The sequence below is a fragment of the Paludibacillus litoralis genome, from assembly GCF_037646705.1.
Taxonomy (GTDB): Bacteria; Pseudomonadota; Alphaproteobacteria; order Rhodobacterales; family Rhodobacteraceae; genus Pikeienuella; species Pikeienuella litoralis.
Window position 1 is genome coordinate 320,475 of the sequence record NZ_JBBHER010000006.1, and the last position, 17,516, is coordinate 337,990.

The following is a 17,516-nucleotide window of genomic DNA, read 5'->3' on the forward strand; positions in this document are numbered from 1 at the left end:
CCCGCCGCCGCCGGCTCAGAAGTCCTTCTTCCACTTCACGCCGATCGAGGTGCCGACATCCGGCCCCACCTCGCTGTCGATGGTGATGTTCTTGATCACCTCGAGCTCCACGATCACGCTGCCGGAGCCGCTCCCGATCGGCTGTTTCGCGCCGACGAACACGCCCTTGGCGACATTGGAGCCGACCGTGACGCTCGGCCCGTTCTCGCCCTCGTCGATCCTGAGAACGTCGAGCCCGATCGCGCCCCGCACGCTGTCCGTGGTCCCGCCCGCGCCGTCCAGCAGGGTCGCGACGCCCACCGCGAGCGAAAGCGCCTCGGATGGGCTGAGCGACTGTTTCGATTGCCCGAACAGCACCCGCGGCAGCACCTCCTCCTCCGGCAGGCTCGGGCGGGAGATGAAGTTGACCTCGGGTTTGAGCGCCGAGCCGGAGACGGCGATTCCGCCCCGCACCCCGTCATTCTCCCGGAGCAGCTGCACATCGAGCGCCGGGTTGATCTCGGTCCCGCCGTTGAAGCGGATCGCGCCGCGCTCAAGGTCGAAATCGCGGCCGAGGAGGCTCAGCACCCCGCGCCGCTTCAGGATCGCGCCGGTGATCACCGGCGCCGCCGCGGTCCCCCGGACCTCAAGGTCGATCTCCCATTCGCTGTCGAGCCCGCGCCCGCGGACATAGATGTCGTCATCCCCGGAGACATCGATATGCAGCCCGATATCGCCGCCGCTCGCCTTCGGCTCCGGCTTCGGCGGCTCGCCCTTGATCCGCACCTCGCCGAGATCGGCGACGCCCGGCGGCGTGGCCGCGACCAGCCGCACCTCGGCGCGGTCGATATTCACCGTTCCCGAGATATCCGGCGCCGCCAGCGGCCCCGCCGCCCTGAGATCGAGGGTGAGCGCGGCGGTGACGTCGTCGCGGCGCACCAGCGTCGCGCCATTGGCGCTCACCGTCGCGTCCAGCTCCCCGTCCGCCAGCGCGATCCGCGCCGAGACCGGCCCGCCCGAGCCGTCCTCCGCCGTCATGTCGATCAGGAAGGCGCCGTCCGCGCCGACGGTCGAATTCACGTTCAGCTTGACCAGAATCGTGCCGAGATCGAGATTCTGATATTGCCCGTCGGTCAGCCGCACATCGCCGCCGACGACCGGCTTCGCCACCGTCCCCGAGAGCCTGAGCGCGACGCGGGCGTCGCCGTCCAGCACATGCCCCGGCGCCGGAACCAGCGCCCAGAAATCGCCGAGCCGTCCGGCCCAGTCCACCGCGCCCGACAGCGCGCCGCCGCGCGGAACCGCCGGCAGCAGCCCCCCCGTCGGCCGGAGCGGCGCGGCGGCCGAGAGCCGGACCGGGTCCTTGAACGGGCCCGAAAGCGTGGCGTCCACGTCGGCCTCGCGGCCGTTCCAGCCGAGATCGGCCTCAAGATCCAGCGCGCCGATATCCGCCACCCGGTCCGCGAAGCGGAGCCCGTCGGCGGAGAGCTTCAGATCCGCGCCCGCGCTCCCGGCGCGGGTGTCGAACCGCGCGTCGAGCCGGAGCGCGCCCTGCTCCAGCGGCAATTCGGCCAGCGCCGCCAGCGGCCCGAGATCCGGCGCGTCCAGCAGGAGATCGCCCGAGATCCCGCCGCCATGCAGCGCCGCCCGCCCGGTCAGCGCGCCGCCCGGCAGCCCGAGATCGATCCCGTCGAAGCGCGTCGTCCCGCCCGCCGACGCGATGCGGAGCGGCGCGCGAAGCGCGATTTCGTCCTCGCCCAGAGTGAGCGCGAGCCTCGAGACCGTGGCCTTCGGCCCCTCCGCGTCCAGGAGATCGGCGCGCGCCGCCGCGCTGAGCCGGAGCGGCGTCTCGCGCGCCTCCAGCGCGCCATTGGAGTCGAGCGTGAGCGCCAGCGCCGAAAGCCGCCCCTCCGCGGTCAGCGCCGTCTCGCCGAGGCGCCCTCCGGCGAAGCCGAGGGCGCCGACGCGAAGCGTCGCGCCGATCAGAGGGTCGCCGCCCGCCGCCTCGCGGATGCGCGCGTCGAGCGTCGCCGTCTCCGCCGCCGCGCCGTCCGCCGCCAGCCCCCGCGCCCGGATCGTCGCGGTCAGATCCGCGAGATCGCCCTTCAAGGCGATCGCGGTCGACGCGATCCGCCCCGCGCCGAAATCTGCCCCGTCGATCTCGCCGGAGATGTCGAAACCTGGCGCCCCGGTCAGATCCGACGCCTCCCCCGAAAGCGCGATCCGCGCCGCCGAATACTGGCCGAGCGCCGAGACCCCGCGCGCCTCCAGCGCGCCCGTCGCCGCCGGCGCCCCGAGCGCGTCGGAGATTTTCGCGTTCAGCGTTCCGGAGGCGACGCGCATGTCGGCGGCGTCGATCCCGTCGAGGGTGAGATCGAGATCCACATTCTGCTTTCCCGCCTCGGGCGCGAGCGTGACCCGGCCCGCCGCCGCGCCCGAAGCCGGCGCGCCGGTGACGGCCTCGAGCGGCGCGAGATCCGGCGCGTCGAGGGTGACGGCGCCGCTGATCAGCGTGGTCTTGAGATCGACGTCGAGCGCGCCTTCGATGGTCGCGCCAAGCCCGGTCGCGGTCATGTCGCGGAGCGCGAGAGCGTCGCCGTCGAGCCGGAATCCGCCGTCGAACCCGATCGCGCCGAAGCGTGAGCCGCTCGCGGTCAGCGTCGCCGTCCCTTCCGGCGCCGCGCCGAAGGTCGCGTCATGGGTGAGCCGCACCGCGCCATAGCTCTCGCCCTGATAGCTCAGCCCCTCGAGCGTCAGCCCGCCGTCGAGCCGGGGAAGGGAGAGCGGCCCGCTCACCCGCCCCGCCGCGCTCAGCGCGCCCGCCGCGTCCTGATCGTAGGCCGCCGCCAGCGGGCCGAGCTTCGGCGCCTCCAGCCGATAGCTGAAATCGAGCGTCTCCGCCGTCAGATCGGCCGCGCCGCGCGCCTCCAGCGTGAGCGGCGCGGCGTCGAAGCGCAGAATGTCGAGCCGCGCGGCCGCCCCGTCATAGACGCCCTTCACCGTGATCTTCGCGTCGCCGAGAAGCTCCGGCGTCAACCGGTCGAGCCGGACGCCCATCGCCGCGCCGCTCACATCGACCGTGATCACTTCGCCCTTCACCCGCGCCTTCGCCATCAGATCGGCGGCCCCGACATCGGCGGCGGCGGTCTTCAGCCCGCTGAGCGTGACCGCGCCGTCGGCCGACAGATCGTCGAGCGGCCCTTTCAGCGCGCCTTCGAAGCCGAACCCGGCGAACTCCACCCCCTCGACCAGCGCCGCGAGCCCGGCCCGCGCCTCCAGCCGCACGTCGAGATCCGCGATCTTCCCGTTCCGGTCATAGGCGCCCTCCGCCGAGAGCGAGAGATCGGCGGCCTTGAGGGTCCCCTCCTGAATGTGGACGATCCCGTCCTCATCCTCGGCGATGTCGAATTTCAGCCGCGCGGCGGGGGAGAGCGCGGCGGCGACCGCCTCGCCATAGGTCTCCGCCAGCGCCGGGCCCGGCGTCACGGTGAGATCGGCCAGCGCGGAGAGCCGGCCGGCGGCGTCCACCCGCGCCGTTCCCGCCGCTTCGATCACCCGCTCGACCTCGCCGTCGAGGGTCAGCGCCCATTCGGTCAGCGGGCCCTCGGCCTTCAGCCGGAGCCGGCTCGCGCTCTCGTTCGGGATTCCGGCCAGCGCCGCGACGAGCCCGCCCGCCGCCTCGTCGGCCTCCAGCGTCAGGTTCAGCCGGTTGTCGGCGAAATTCCGCAGATAATCGATCAGGATCCGCCCCGCGACCGCGTCGGTCCGGGTGATCTCGAACCGGAGCGACTGCTCGTCGCCCTCGTCGGTCAGCGCGCCTTTCGCGTCGAAATCGAGGCTCTGCGCGGCGACGATCCCGCCGGCGACCGCGACGCGCGTCAGCTCCAGCGCCTCGATCTTCGTGGTGATCGGCGCGCGCGGCCAGTCGAACGGCTCCCGGTCGGTCTGGGCGATCGGCGCGCCCTCCTTCACCTCGATATCGACGGCGGAGGCCGCCGGCGCCCGCAGCACGTCGACCCCGATCGCCGCCAGCCGGTTGATCGCCAGCTCGCCCCGAAGCACCCGCGACGGGGTCCAGCGCACCGAAAGCCGCTCCACCGTCATCCAGACCCCGTCGCCATCCGCGACCTTGAGCCCGACGATCTCGGTCGCGCCGTCCTCCGCGTCCTCGACCCCTTCGGCCGTGATCTCCAGCTCGCCCGGAACCGAGATCTGATCCAGCACGAAGTCGACCAGCGAATTCTTCAGCCCGAGAAAGGAGAACGCCATGGCCGGCGGCGCCGCGAGCAGCGCCAGAACCAGCAGGAGAGACGCGAGGCGGCGCATCAGAACGCCTGCCCGATGGAGATGTAGAACTGGAAGAAATCATCCACCTTTCGCGGGTTCACCGGAACGCCGATATCGAACCGCAGCGGCCCGATCGGCGAGAAATACCGCACGCCGCCGCCGGCCGCGACCTGCACGCTCTCGTCGAAGGCGGGGAAGGTCTCGGTCGAGACCGCGCCCGACTCGACGAAGGCCGCGAGCCCGATCGTGTCGGAGACCCGCGCGCGCATCTCCAGCCCCAGCTCCACCACCGAGAGGCCGCCGGTCGGATCGCCATCCGCGTCGAGCGGGCCGATGAACCGCTCCCGGTAGCCCCGGACCGAGCCGCCGCCGCCCGAATAGAGCCGCTTGTTGGCCGAGACGATGTCGAAATCCCCCGAAATGACCGAGCCGAGCCGCGCCCGCGCCGCCAGGATATAGCGTTTCTGGCCGGTCAGGTCGAAATAGGTCGAAGCTGAGCTGTCCAGCACCGCGAAACTCGCCGGGGAGCCGTCGACGAGGCCGGCGTAGGGCGTGGCGGCGACGCGGGCGCGGATCCCCTTCGACGGGTCGAGCCAGTCGTCCGTCGTGTCGAAGGCGGCGAAGACCGGAAGGCCGACAAGGGTGGAGTTGATGAAGCCCGATCCGTCGTCGACCCGGCTGTACTCCACCAGCCCGCCGGCGCCGACGGTCAGCCGCCGCGAAATCTCCCGCTCCAGCCCGGCGGCGATGGTGGCGCCGTATTCCTCGAAGGCGGCGTCGTTGACGTGCCGGGGGTTGAACCCGAACACCAGATCCTGCCCCGGCCGGCCCCATTGCGGAATCCGGTAGCGCGTGTCGAGCGACTGCTCGTCCAGCCCGATCAGCGCATCGAGCGACAGCGTCTCGTTCGCGCCATAGAGATTGCGATGCTCGAACCCGCCGGTGACGGCCGGGCCGGCGTCCGACGAGTAGAGCGCGCCGGCGGAGACGGTCCGGGGCTTCGCCTCCTCCAGCGTCACCTCGACCGGGGCGACCCCGCCCTCCGGCGGCGTCTCCGGAAAGCGCGCCGAGCCTGCGTTGAACAGCCCGGTCGCGATCAGATCCTGCTGAAATTCGGAGAGTTTCTCCGGGTTTGCGGCGGCGCCCTCCTCGAACGGAATATAGGTGTCGAGATAGGCCGGATCGATGCTCTCCACCCCGGTGTAGCTCACCGGGCCGAAGACATAGGCGCCGCCGGCGGCGATCGTCGTCTCCACCTCCAGCTCCGCCCTGGACGGATCGGCGACCGCGTCGCGGCCGATGAACTTCGCGTAAGGGCGCCCTTCGGCGTGAAGCCTGGCGACGGCGGCGCCCTCGGCCGCCAGGATCCGGTCCGCCCGCGCCGAATCGCCGACCGGAGAGCCGAGGAGGCCCGCATCCGGGAGCAGCGGCGCCGCGCCCGCGCCGGTCTCGATCATCAGGAACCGATGCGCGGCCAGCGTGTAGCGCCGGCGCGGCTCGACCATGACCCGGACGAGGGCGCGCCCCTCCGCCGCCGCGTCGGTCTTCTCCGCCGTCGCCGTCGACGGGCCGTCCTTTTTCCTGGCGGGCGTCTCGGCGGGCTTCTCGCCGGGCGCGGCCGCGGGCCGGTCCTCCGGCGCGATCACCTCGATCTCGGCCTCCGCCTCGAAAAACCCGTCCGAGCGCATGATCTTCAGCACGGTGGCGACGTCGCCCTCCGCCCGGCGCCGAAGAAAGGCGAGGCTCTGCGCGCCCTTGTCCTGCTGCCGGTAAAGTTCGAGCGCCTGTTTCATCAGGCTGTCGATGCTCGCCCGCTCGACGCCGCTCAACTCCACGTCGTAGTCGACGGCGGTCTCGGGCCGCTCGAAATCGACCACGGCCGGCGCGAATTCATCCACGCAGCCCGAGAGAAGAAACCCCGCGATCAGCGGGATGAGAAGGACCACGCGGCTCATGTGCTCACACTTAACGTGTTAACCATTGCAAGCCGAGCGATTCCGCGTTCACGTTCATGTCGCGATCCGAAATATTCCACGTTTCGAGACGGAATTTACGGGTCCGCCCGGGCGGCCTCGCCCGGCGCGCCCCGCCCCGCCTCCGCCATCCAGTCCGAGAGCGCCGCGACCTCCGCCTCCGACAGCCGCAGCCCGAGCTTGGAGCGCCGCCAGACGATGTCCTCCGCCTCCCGCGCGAACTCATGGTCGATCAGCCAGCGCGCCTCGCGCTCGGTCAGCGTCGCGCCGAAATCCCGGCCGAGATCCGCCGCCTCCGTCGCGCCCTCCAGCATCGAAAAGGCGTCGGTTCCATACGCCCGGATCAGCCGGCGCGCCCATGCCGGCCGCAGAAACGGGAACGCCGCCGCCAGCTTCCCCGTCAGCGCCTCGACGCCGTCATGCGGAAAATCTCCGCCGGGGAGCGGCGCGCCCGCGGTCCAGCCCCCCGGCAGATCCGGGAAGAACGCCGCCAGCTTGCCCAGCGCCGCCTCCGACAGCCGCCGATAGGTGGTGATCTTGCCGCCGAAGACGTTCAGAAGCGGCGCCGCCCCGGATTCGTCCGAAAGGCTGAGCACGTAATCGCGCGTCGCCGCCGTCGCCGAGGACGCGTGATCGTCATAGAGCGGGCGCACCCCGGAATAGGACCAGACGATATCCGCCGCCGTCGCCGGCTCCCTGAAATAGCGCGCCGCCGCCGCCAGCAGATAGTCCCGCTCCTCCGGCGTGCAGACCGCGGCGCCGGGCGGGCCGTCATGATCCTCGTCGGTGGTGCCGATCAGGGTGAATTCGGTCTCGTAGGGAATGGCGAAAATGATCCGCCCGTCAGGCTGTTGCAGGAAATAGGGCTGATCGTGCTCGAAGAGCTTCCGGGTCACGATATGGGAGCCCCGGACCAGCCGCACCCCTTCGCTGCTGTTCTGATGGAGCCGCCCGTTCAGGATCTCGCCGACCCAGGGTCCGCCCGCGTTGACCAGCGCGCGGGCCCGCGCCACCCGCGTCTCCCCGCTCGCCAGATCGGTCAGCTCCGCCTCCCAAAGCCCGCCGACGCGCCGCGCGGACTCGCACCGCGTCCGGGTGCGGATCTCGGCGCCGCGCAAGGCCGCGTCCCGCGCGTTGAGCGCGACGAGCCGCGAATCCTCCACCCAGCAATCCGAATATTCGAACGCCCGCCGAAACTCCGGCTTCAGCGGCCGGCCCACCGGATGCCGGGTGAGATCCAGCGTCCGCGTCGCCGGCAGGATCTTCCGCCCGCCGAGATGATCGTAGACGAAAAGCCCGAGCCGCGTCAGCCAGGCCGGCCGCCGCCCGCGCAGAAACGGCGCGACCCGCCCCAGAACCCGCCCGAGGGACGACTCGTCATGGCCATAGCGCAGGCCCGGCATGACCGGCAGCACGAAACGCAGCGGCCAGGAGATATGCGGCATCGCCCGGAGCAGCACCTCGCGCTCGATCAGCGCTTCGCGAACCAGCCTGAACTCGAAATATTCGAGATAGCGCAAGCCGCCGTGAAAGAGCTTGGTCGAGGCCGACGAGGTCGCGCCGCCGAGATCCCCCATCTCGACCAGAAGCGCCGAAAGCCCGCGCCCCGCCGCGTCCCGCGCGATCCCGGCGCCGTTGACGCCGCCGCCGATGATCAGCAGATCGAAGACCACGTCCGGCCCGGCCGGCGGCGCGCTGGAATTCCGTTCTGTCACAGCGTCGGCTTCATGGCGGCTCACCCCGAATTCATCTTCGCCTATCGCTCCGATGCCGGCTTTGCAAAGATAAAGTTTCAATTTCGCGTCATGGGTGGTCCAATGCCGCCCACCATCGGCAGGGGCCGCGCGCGGCCGCGTCAGGAACGGAGAGGGCGGGGATGACGGACGGAATTCTGGCGATCGATCAGGGCACCACCTCGTCGCGGGCGATCCTGTTCGACACGGGCCTCGCCCCCGTCGCGACCGGCCAGCAGGAGTTCCAGCAGATCTTCCCCCAGTCCGGCTGGGTCGAGCATGACCCGGAGGAGATCTGGTCGACCACCGCCGCGATGTGCCGCGCCGCGCTGGAGCAGGGCGGCGCCCGGCCCGCCGACATCGCCGCCATCGGCATCACCAACCAGCGCGAGACCACCATCGTCTGGAACCGCAAGACCGGCCGCGCGGTCTACAACGCCATCGTCTGGCAGGACCGGCGGACCGCCGCGCTCTGCGCCCGCCTGAAGGCCGACGGCCATGAGCCGATGGTCACCCAGAAGACCGGCCTCCTGCTCGACCCGTATTTCTCCGGCCCCAAGCTCGCCTGGATCCTCGACCATGTGGAGGGCGCCCGCGCCGCCGCCAGGGCTGGCGAGCTGCTCTTCGGCACCGTGGATTGCTTCCTCATCTGGCGGCTCACCGGCGGCGCGGTCCACGCGACCGACGCCACCAACGCCGCCCGCACCATGCTCTACGACATCCGCCGCGGCTGCTGGGACGAAGACCTCCTGCGCCTGTTCGACATTCCCGCCGCGATGCTCCCCGAGGTGCGCGACAGCGCCGCCGATTTCGGCGAGACCCGCCCCGATCTCTTCGGCCGCCCGCTCCCGATCCGCGGCGTCGCCGGCGATCAGCAGGCGGCGACGGTGGGCCAGGCCTGCTTCACGCCGGGCATGATGAAATCCACCTACGGCACCGGCTGTTTCGCCCTCCTCAACACCGGGGCCGAAGCGGTCGTCTCCACCAACCGGCTTCTCACCACCATCGCCTATCAGATCGACGGGACGCCCACCTACGCGCTCGAAGGCTCGATCTTCATCGCCGGCGCCGTGGTGCAATGGCTCCGCGACGGGCTGAAGATGATCCGCGACGCCAGCGAGACTCAAGGCCTGGCCGAGGCCGCCGACCCCGGGCAGCGGATCTACATGGTCCCGGCCTTCACCGGCCTCGGCGCGCCCTGGTGGGCGCCGGAGGCGCGGGGCGCGATCTTCGGGCTGACCCGCAACACCGGCCCGGCCGAATTCGCCCGCGCCGCGCTCGAGAGCGTCGCCTTCCAGACCCAGGATCTGCTGGAGGCGATGCGGGGCGACTGGCGCGCGCCCGACGCTCTGGACGCGACCGTGCTTCGCGTCGACGGCGGCATGACCGCGAGCGACTGGACCATGCAGGCCCTCGCCGATCAGCTCGGCGCGCCGGTGGACCGCCCGGTGGTGACCGAGACCACCGCGCTCGGCGCCGCCTATCTCGCCGGGCTCAGGGCCGGGCTCTGCCCGCCGCCCGAGGAGTTCGCGAAAACCTGGGCGCTGGAGCGCCGCTTCGAGCCGAAACTCGCCCCCGAGGAGCGCGCGCGCCGCTACGCCGGCTGGCTCGACGCGGTGAAGCGCCTGCTGGACTGAGCACGGTTTCGTGGCCTCTGGGCGGGCCGCGGCCCCTTGACTCCGGCGCGCCGCGGGCGCCCAAATCTGGAATTCCCGGCGAACATCCCCATTATCAAGGGGCGTGGCGAGCGCGAGAGCGAGCAGGAGGGCGCGCGATGATTCATGATCTCGACATCAGTCTGGCTGAGCCGACCGAGGCCGGCCCGCCCATCGCCCCCCCGGTCGCCCCCCCGATCGCCATGTCCGTTCTCGAAGTGCTCGCCTCCCCCGCCGAGGGCTCCGTGCTCGCGGTGATCACCGGCATCGTCGGCTCCGCCTACCGCCCGCTCGGCGCGATGATGCGGATCACCCCCGACCATCGGCGCATCGGCAGCCTCTCCTCCGGCTGCATCGAGGGGGATCTGGCGCTCCACGCGGACGAGGCGCGCGCGGCCGGAAAATCGAAGATCATCCGCTACGGGCCCGGCTCGCCCTATATGGACATCCAGCTCCCCTGCGGCGGCGGGCTCGACGTGCTGCTGATCCCGAATCCGGACGAGGATGAAATCGCGAAGGCCGTCGCGCTCTTACGCGCGCGCGAGCCCGCGACCCTCCGCTTCGATTTGGAGACCGGCGCCATCGCCTGCGGCGACGATCAGCCCGAGGCCCGCGCCGGCGTCGATTACGACGTCGCCATCCAGCCCGAGCCGAAATTCTACATTCTCGGCAAGGGGCCGGAGGCCTGCGCGTTCTCGGCCTTCGTCCGCGCCCTCGGCTATCCCCATCTCCTGCTCTCGCCCGACGCGGAGACGGTGGAGACCTGCCGCGCCGCCGGCTGCGACGTCAGCCCGCTGACCTCGAGAGGCGCGGATCTCGGCTGGATCGCCCCCGACCGCTTCAGCGCCGTGGTGCTCTTCTTCCATGACCACGACTGGGAGCCGGAAATCTTGAAAACCCTGCTGCCGACCCCGGCCTTCTATGTCGGCGCTCAGGGCAGCGAGACGACCCGCGCCAACCGCGTCGCCGCGCTCCGCGCGCTCGGCGTGAGCGAGCGGGAGCTCGCCCGCCTCAAGGGCCCGATCGGCCTCGTCCCCTCCGCCCGAGACCCCAGAACCCTCGCCGTCTCGGTCCTCGCCGAAATCCTCCACGAATTTCCGTCGCGAAGCGAGGTGCATTGAGGGGGGAAAGCGGGAGTCGGGCCGGGTTTTCTCAGACGGAAGCGATGAGATTTTGGTTCAGGGGCCTCGATGCTCCCTGTTCCGGCCGCGAACATTTCGGTCATGGCGCCCTCGCCGCCTTCCTCCGGGAAATGCGCGAGTCTCGACTCCAATCTCACTCCAATCTCCGCCCGGTTCGCCCTCGCGTTCCGGCGATGGAGCTTGCGAGGCGCCTGGTTTCGCAATCAGATGGTGAAAAAAGCAGCGGGTGGCTCCCGACGTTTCTTGAGCTATGCTCAACAAAAACGAATCTCGCCTGACGGAGAAAACGCCAATAATAGGTGGAACTTGCAAAGCTGGAATTTTTCCCCGATATTTGGATTCTATGCGATTTGCGCTACGGCCGCCGCAGCCGACTCCCTGACCCCAGACCAAATGTGCCGGGCCACCGACGCCACGGGCCTGCTGTCCAGGCCCTGCGCATATTCCATATCGCGCAAGACCGTGGATATGGTTGTTGACACCAATCAAGAAGAAGCGACGAAGATGGCGATCGGACTGGCCAAGTACGCGGTGGAGGGAACGATGGTTCGTATTTCACCGCCTCATGCGCATGATGAACCAGTAGCCATCTCCGTAAGCCGGTAGGCGGCGCGTCTGGCGAGCGCGACGCCTCTCGGCGGGCGACGGTCAGACCGAACCATGCGGAGACAGCCGCCCCACCCACGCGCCTTCACTTTCGCAAGATCCGGGTCGCATGAATCCGGCATTCGTCTAGAGAGAGGCCACCGACCCGAAACAGGTGGACAATGGCCCATAAACCCGCGCCGACGATCGATCTTCGCTCAGGGCTGATGTTGCTGACGCTGGCCGCCGTATGGGGCGGGACCTTCTTCTTCGTGGAGATCGCGCTGGAGGAGGTTCCGCCGCTGACGATCACGCTTTACCGGGTGATCATGGCCGTCCCCATCCTCTTTCTCGCCGTCTTGTGGCGCGGCGTCAGGTTTCCGCGCTCGCCCCGGATCTGGGGCGCCTATCTCGTGATGGGGGCGTTGAACAACGCGATCCCGTTCTCGCTGATCTTCTGGGCCCAGACCACGATCGAGGGCGGCCTCGCCTCGATCCTGAACGGGACGACCGCGGTGTTCGGCGCCGTCGTCGCCGGACTCCTGCTGGCGGACGAGCCGCTGACCCGCCGCAAGATCGTCGGCGCGCTCTTCGGCGTCCTCGGCGTCGCGGTGATCATGGGGGTGGACGCCCTCACCGCGCTCGACCCCCGGAATCTGGCCCAACTCGCCGTATTGGCCGGGGCGCTCTCCTATTCGCTCGCGAGCGTCTGGGGCAAGACCGCGCTCGCCGGGCTTCCGCCGGAAATGAACGCGCTCGGGATGCTCGCCGGCAGCACGCTCCTGATGATCCCGCTGGTTTTCTGGGTCGACGGCGCGCCCGACCTGACCCTCTCGCTCGGGGTGTGGGCGTCGATTCTCGCGCTCGCGGTCCTGTCGACGGCGTTCGCCTTCCTGCTCTACTTCGCCATCCTGGCGCGGGCCGGCTCGGCCAATCTCATGCTGGTGACGCTGCTGATCCCGCCTTTCGCAATCGGCCTCGGCGTCGTCTTTCTCGGCGAGCGGCTCGGCGTCGAGGCCTGGATCGGCTTTGGGATCATCGCGCTCGGCCTCATGATCACGGACGGGCGGATCGTGGCCAAAATCACCGGCTGGCGGGAAAGCCGGCGCCACGCGCCGGCGCCGACGCCCTGACTTTTCGTGCGATAACGCGGCGCCCAAAAATACGGCTATTTTCGATTATCTAACAATATCAACTGGTTGACTACCTTATCGCGTGCGATAACGCACCCCGGCGGCCGCCGGACCCGCTCATTTCATCAGGTTCGGCAGCCAGGTCGCGATCTCGGGGAAAGCGAAGATCAGCGACAGCCCGATAAACTGCAACACCACGAACGGCCCGACCGAGCCATAGACCGCCCCCATGCTGACATCGGCCGGCAGCACCCCCTTCAGCCAGAACAGCACGAAGCCGAACGGCGGCGTCAGATAGGCGATCTGGATGTTGACGATGAACAGCGCCCCGAACCAGAGCTTGTCCACGCCGAGCGCGTCGACGATCGGGATGAACAGCGGCGTGCAGAGCATGATGATCGCCCAATCGTCCATCACCATGCCGAGAACCAGGATGATCAGCGTCATCATCAGCAGGACGCCCGTGGTCCCGCCCGGCATCGACAGCACCAGTTCGGTCAGCAGATCCTGGCTGCCGAGCGTGTTGAACACGTTGAGAAAGATATTCGCGCCAATCAGGATCCAGAGCCCCATCCCGGTCAGCTTGAGCGTGGCGGCGAGGGACTCGCGCATCACATACCACGTCAGGCGCCCATAGATCAGGTTGATGACCACCGCCCCCGTCGCCCCGAAGGCCGCCGCCTCCGCCGGCGTCGCGACCCCGCCCCAGATCACGCCGAGCACGATGACGATCAGCACGGCGAAGGGCCAGATATTCACCACCGCCCGCGCCTTCTCCCGGGTGGTGAACTTCATCTCCGCCGGGAGCGCCGGGCCGAGGGTCGGCTGCAGCCGGCACCGGATGCCGATATAGAGCACATAGAAGCTGGCCAGCATCAGCCCCGGAACCACCCCCGAGAGGAACAGGTCCCCGATCGAGACCTTGGCCAGCAGGCCGTAGAAGATGAACGGCACGCTCGGCGGGATCAGCGCGCCCAGCGCGCCGCCCGCCGCGATCGCGCCGATCGCGATGGAGCGGTCATAGTTGTATTTCATCATGGAGGGATAGGCGATCTGCCCCATGGTGATGGTGGCCGGCGGCGTGATGCCGGTGACCGCCGCGAAGACCGTGCAGACCAGCACGGTTCCCATCGCCAGCCCGCCGGCGATATGCCCGATCAGCTTGTAGACCGCGTCATAGGCCGCCTCGGCGATGCCCGAAAACCGGATCAGGCTGCCCATGAACAGGAAGAGCGGCACCGTCACCAGGATCGAGTTCCACGGCGTGTAATAAAACGCGCTCGGCACCGCCAGCAGCGAGCGCGGCTCGAAAATCAGCGCGAACAGCGCCGCCGTGCCGCCAAGCCCGAACGCGACCGGCAACCCCATGAACAACACGGCGAAAAGAATGACGAAATAGAGCGCGGTGATGATCTCGAGGCTCATGGCATCCCTGCGACGATGTTTCAGCAGAGGCCGCGATCAGCCATCAGCGCGAGGCGCGTCCGGTTGAAGACGGTGAGGAGCGCCCGCCCCCGGAACGGGAGGCGGGCGCGGGCCGGCGTCAGTAGGCGCCGATATCCTTCAGATAGCGGGTCCAGATCTCGACCCCCTTGGCGGTGCGCTCGGAGAGCGCCGCCACCTGGGGCCAGACCTCCGTGATCGACTTCTCGCGCATCCGGGCGACCTCTTCATCCGAAAGCGTGATGACCTCGCCCCCGGCGTCCCTCAGCACCTGAAGCGCATGCTCCACGCCGTCGGCGTGCATCTGGCTGGTCTTGAAATAGACCGGCTTGAAGATGCCGTCGATCCGCTCGCGCTGCCAGTCGGTCAGGGCGTTCCAGGCGTCGAGATTGACGAAGATCTCCTGATGCTGGGCGGGATTCCAGCCCGGCATGATGGCGTAGTCGATCACCTCCTCATAGGACATGTCGTCGATTCCGCCGGTGTCCCAGTAGGTGCCCTCGATCGTGCCGAGCTTGATCGCCGTATAGATGTCGCCGGCGTTCAGCGACACCGGCGCGCCGCCCATGGTCGAATGGAAGATCGCCTGCGGCCCGCCGGCCCGCATCTTGTGGCCCGCCAGATCCTCGAGCTTGTGCACCGGGAACTTGGTGAACATGGCGTTGGGGCCCTGATTGGTCCAGCCGGCCCAATGCAGGTTGCGCTCCCGCGCCGCGGCCTCGACCAGGTCGCCGATGCGGTAATCCTCGCCCCACATCGCCTCCCAGGCCTGCTCGGAATTGTTGGCGCCCATCGCCATGCCGAAGGCCAGCATGCCCTCCGGCATGTCGCCGCCATAGACGGTCGCCCAGCCGGCGTAGCCGTCCGTCTGCCCGGCCGCGGCGGCGCCGAACGCCTCGGAGCCGCTGGTCAGCGCGCCGGCCGGCTCGACCCGGATCTTGACGGTTCCCTCCGTCGCCTCCTCGACGGCTTCGACCCAGGGGATCAACCCGTTGTCCCAGCCGGCGTCGGTCTGGTCGAAGGCGGGCTGGAAGATCCAATTCGTGACCTTGTCCGGCGGGCCGTCGGCCTGCGCCAGAGCGAGCGACCCCGAAAAGGCCAGCGCTCCGACCGAAACCAGCGCCGTCATCATCATTCGTCTCTTGGTGTTCACGAAACTATTCCTCCCTTGGCTTCGTTCGTGTGGGCCATTCATCTGGCCCGTTCTTCTTCATCGCGCGTTCATCACGCGCACGGTCCGGGCGGCCGCCCGGCGATCACGGTCCGCACGTCGCGCACGATCTGCTTCACGACGACCAGCAGAACGACGGCGGCCGAGAGCGGGATGATCGACTTGATCGGATAGATCGGAATCGGAACCGCCGTCGGCGTCACCTGATTGAGCTTGATCGACATCAGCGCCGCGTCCACGCCCTTCCAGATCAGGACGCCGAGAAACAGGACCGCGAACGGCGCCGTCAGCAGGTCCAGCACGGCCTTCCGCCGATCCGGCAGACCCGCGTAGAACAGATCGAGCTTGACGAAGGCGTCGTGCTTCAGCGCGTATACTCCGCCGACGCAGGCGATCAGGACCATGGCGGCCTGCAAGGTCGTGCCGATCCACATCGAGGGCGCGTTCAGCACGTAGCGCATCATGACATCCGACACCCCGAAGATCATGCAATAGAGGATGAGGAGCCACCCCACCCGGCCCATGACTTCGCAGGTGACGTCAATCGTCTTTTCAGCGGCGCGCCACAATTTCGGCCCCTTCCCTTTCAATTTCACCTGAATAACACAGGCGCCGCGAGGACGCGCAAACATTTTTTTCTTGAAGGCGCGACTTTTGCGGCGCGCGGCGCATGCGCCCCCCGGGCGGAGGGGGGGGCGACCGGTCACGGCGGGGCGGCCCGCGCGAGCCTCGCTCAGGCCCGTTCGCGCGTCCGGGCGCCGGTTTACATCATGCAGGCGCGATGCCATGTCCCCCTGACGGCCCGACAACCTGAGTATCTGACATGAGCCTGCTTTTCACGCCCACCCGGCTCGGGCGGATCGACATCGCCAACCGGGTGATCATGGCCCCGATGACCCGCTCCCGCGCGACGGATGACGGCATGGTCCGCCCGATCACCGCGACCTATTACGCGCAGCGCGCCGGCGCGGGCCTGATCGTGACCGAAGGCGTCTTTCCGGAGGCGCGCGGCAAGGGCTATGTCCGCACGCCGGGCCTCGCGACCGAGGCGCAGACGGAGGCCTGGAAGGCGGTCACCGGCGCCGTCCATGCGAAGGGCGGCAAGATCGTCGCGCAGCTGATGCATAGCGGGCGCATCTCGCATCCCTCCTTGCAACCGGACGGCGGCCTGCCCGTGGCGCCCTCGGCGATCCGCCCGAAGGGCCGGGCCTGGACGGCTGAAGGCCGGAAGGATTTCGTGACGCCGCGCGCGCTCGGCCTCGATGAGATCGAAGGCGTCGTTCAGGGCTACCGCGACGCCACGCGCCGCGCCCTCGCCGCCGGTTTCGACGGGGTCGAGCTTCATGGGGCGTCCGGCTATCTGCCCGAACAGTTCCTCTCCTCCGGCGCCAACGCCCGCACCGACGCCTATGGCGGCTCGATCGCCAATCGCGCGCGCTTCCTGCTCGAGGTGCTGAACGCGATGATCGCGGAGGCCGGGCCGGGCCGGGTGGGGCTGAAACTGTCGCCCGAGATGGGCTTCAACGACATTCACGACGCCACGCCGGTGGACACCTACACCCACATCGTGGACCGGCTGGACGGCGCGCGGATGGCCTATCTGCACGTGACCGCGACCGGCGAGAGCGAGACCGATTACCACGCCCTTCTGCGCCCGCGGTTCGACGGCGCCTATCTGATCGGCGGCGGCCTGACCAAGGAGGCGGCGGAGGCGCTGCTCGCCGGCGGCGAGGCGGAGGCCGCCGTCTTCGGCTCGTTCTTTCTCTCCAATCCCGATCTGGTGGACCGCTTTCGCCTCGATGCGCCGCTCAACGAAGCCGACCGCGAGGCGCTCTATTCCTCCGGGCCGGAAGGCTACACGGACCACCCGACGCTGAACGACTGAAGACTTTTTTCAGCGCGCGGCGCGCATCCGCCAATCCGGACGCCCGCGCCGGACCGCCGCCAGCCCCACGCCGCCGGCGATCCTTCGCGACATGTTCAGCTTCCTTTGCCTGGCGCTTCGATTCCTCGGCGGTAGATCGCGAAGACGCCGCGGGCGGTTCGGGGCAGGCCGCTCATGTCGCCCGCGATCAGCGACTGCATGACCAGGCCCTGGATCGTGCCGATGAACAGCGTCGCCGCCGCGTCGCCGTCCAGATCCGCCCGGATCTCGCCGCGCGCCTTTCCGGCCGCGATCATCCGGCGAAGCCGCGCCGCGTAGCGCCTCAGCATCGCCTGCGCCACCCGCCGCGCCGGCGTCTCCCGGGTGGTCTGAAGCTCCCCCAGAAGCATCCGCGGCGCGCCGGGATGCTCCGCGACGAACGCCGCGTGGGCCATGAACATCGCCTGCATCGCCTCCAGAGGCGACCCGATCCGCGCCACCGCCTTCTCGATCCGGGCCATGTGGCTCTCCGCCACCCAGGTCATCGCCGC

12 protein-coding genes are annotated in these 17,516 nt (G+C 69.3%); 5 read left to right on the plus strand and 7 right to left on the minus strand.

What is annotated here, in order from left to right; translation table 11 throughout:
* Positions 1-15 precede the first annotated feature (15 nt).
* From WG921_RS12750 to glpD, 3 genes are all read right to left on the minus strand, one after another.
* Positions 16-4,305: a translocation/assembly module TamB domain-containing protein gene (locus tag WG921_RS12750; protein ID WP_340109617.1), complete on the minus strand. Its 4,290-nt coding sequence runs from the start codon at positions 4,303-4,305 to the stop codon at positions 16-18.
* Entirely contained in the window at positions 4,305-6,221 is a 1,917-nt protein-coding gene (locus WG921_RS12755; RefSeq protein ID WP_340109618.1) for an autotransporter assembly complex protein TamA, read from the minus strand. Before WG921_RS12755 ends, WG921_RS12750 begins: the two co-directional genes overlap by 1 nt.
* A 95-nt stretch (positions 6,222-6,316) precedes the next feature.
* Positions 6,317-7,954 (minus strand): glycerol-3-phosphate dehydrogenase, encoded by a 1,638-nt coding sequence (gene glpD, locus WG921_RS12760; RefSeq protein ID WP_340109619.1) that lies wholly within the window; start codon positions 7,952-7,954, stop codon positions 6,317-6,319.
* A gap of 161 nt (positions 7,955-8,115) precedes the next feature.
* Between glpD and glpK the strand changes: the two genes are divergently transcribed.
* From glpK to WG921_RS12780, 4 genes are all read left to right on the plus strand, one after another.
* Positions 8,116-9,609, plus strand: coding sequence for a glycerol kinase GlpK (glpK, locus tag WG921_RS12765; protein WP_340109620.1), 1,494 nt, complete (start codon positions 8,116-8,118; stop codon positions 9,607-9,609).
* A gap of 137 nt (positions 9,610-9,746) precedes the next feature.
* The gene (locus WG921_RS12770; RefSeq protein ID WP_340109621.1) at positions 9,747-10,748 is read left to right on the plus strand and encodes an XdhC family protein; all 1,002 of its coding nucleotides are present in this window, start codon (positions 9,747-9,749) and stop codon (positions 10,746-10,748) included.
* A 228-nt stretch (positions 10,749-10,976) separates the two neighbouring features.
* Positions 10,977-11,375, plus strand: a complete 399-nt coding sequence (locus tag WG921_RS12775) for a hypothetical protein (protein WP_340109622.1) — start codon at positions 10,977-10,979, stop codon at positions 11,373-11,375.
* 161 nt (positions 11,376-11,536) lie between these two features.
* Positions 11,537-12,487 carry a DMT family transporter gene (locus WG921_RS12780; protein ID WP_340109623.1) on the plus strand — a complete coding sequence of 317 codons (951 nt, stop codon included), beginning with the start codon at positions 11,537-11,539 and terminating at the stop codon, positions 12,485-12,487.
* Positions 12,488-12,604: 117 nt separating this feature from the next.
* On the opposite strand, the gene WG921_RS12785 is transcribed toward WG921_RS12780, so the two are convergent.
* From WG921_RS12785 to WG921_RS12795, 3 genes are all read right to left on the minus strand, one after another.
* Positions 12,605-13,912 (minus strand): TRAP transporter large permease, encoded by a 1,308-nt coding sequence (locus tag WG921_RS12785; protein WP_340109624.1) that lies wholly within the window; start codon positions 13,910-13,912, stop codon positions 12,605-12,607.
* A gap of 118 nt (positions 13,913-14,030) precedes the next feature.
* Positions 14,031-15,083, minus strand: a complete 1,053-nt coding sequence (locus WG921_RS12790; protein WP_340109625.1) for a TRAP transporter substrate-binding protein — start codon at positions 15,081-15,083, stop codon at positions 14,031-14,033.
* Between the two features lie 71 nt (positions 15,084-15,154).
* On the minus strand, positions 15,155-15,670 hold the full coding sequence (locus WG921_RS12795) for a TRAP transporter small permease subunit (RefSeq protein WP_340109626.1): 516 nt from the start codon (positions 15,668-15,670) through the stop codon (positions 15,155-15,157).
* Between the two features lie 254 nt (positions 15,671-15,924).
* On the opposite strand from WG921_RS12795, the gene WG921_RS12800 reads away from it, so the two are divergent.
* On the plus strand, positions 15,925-16,986 hold the full coding sequence (locus tag WG921_RS12800) for an alkene reductase (protein ID WP_340109627.1): 1,062 nt from the start codon (positions 15,925-15,927) through the stop codon (positions 16,984-16,986).
* 95 nt (positions 16,987-17,081) lie between these two features.
* Here WG921_RS12800 and WG921_RS12805 read toward each other — a convergent pair.
* On the minus strand, positions 17,082-17,516 hold a 435-nt coding region (locus WG921_RS12805), incomplete at its 5' end, for a TetR family transcriptional regulator C-terminal domain-containing protein (RefSeq protein WP_340109628.1).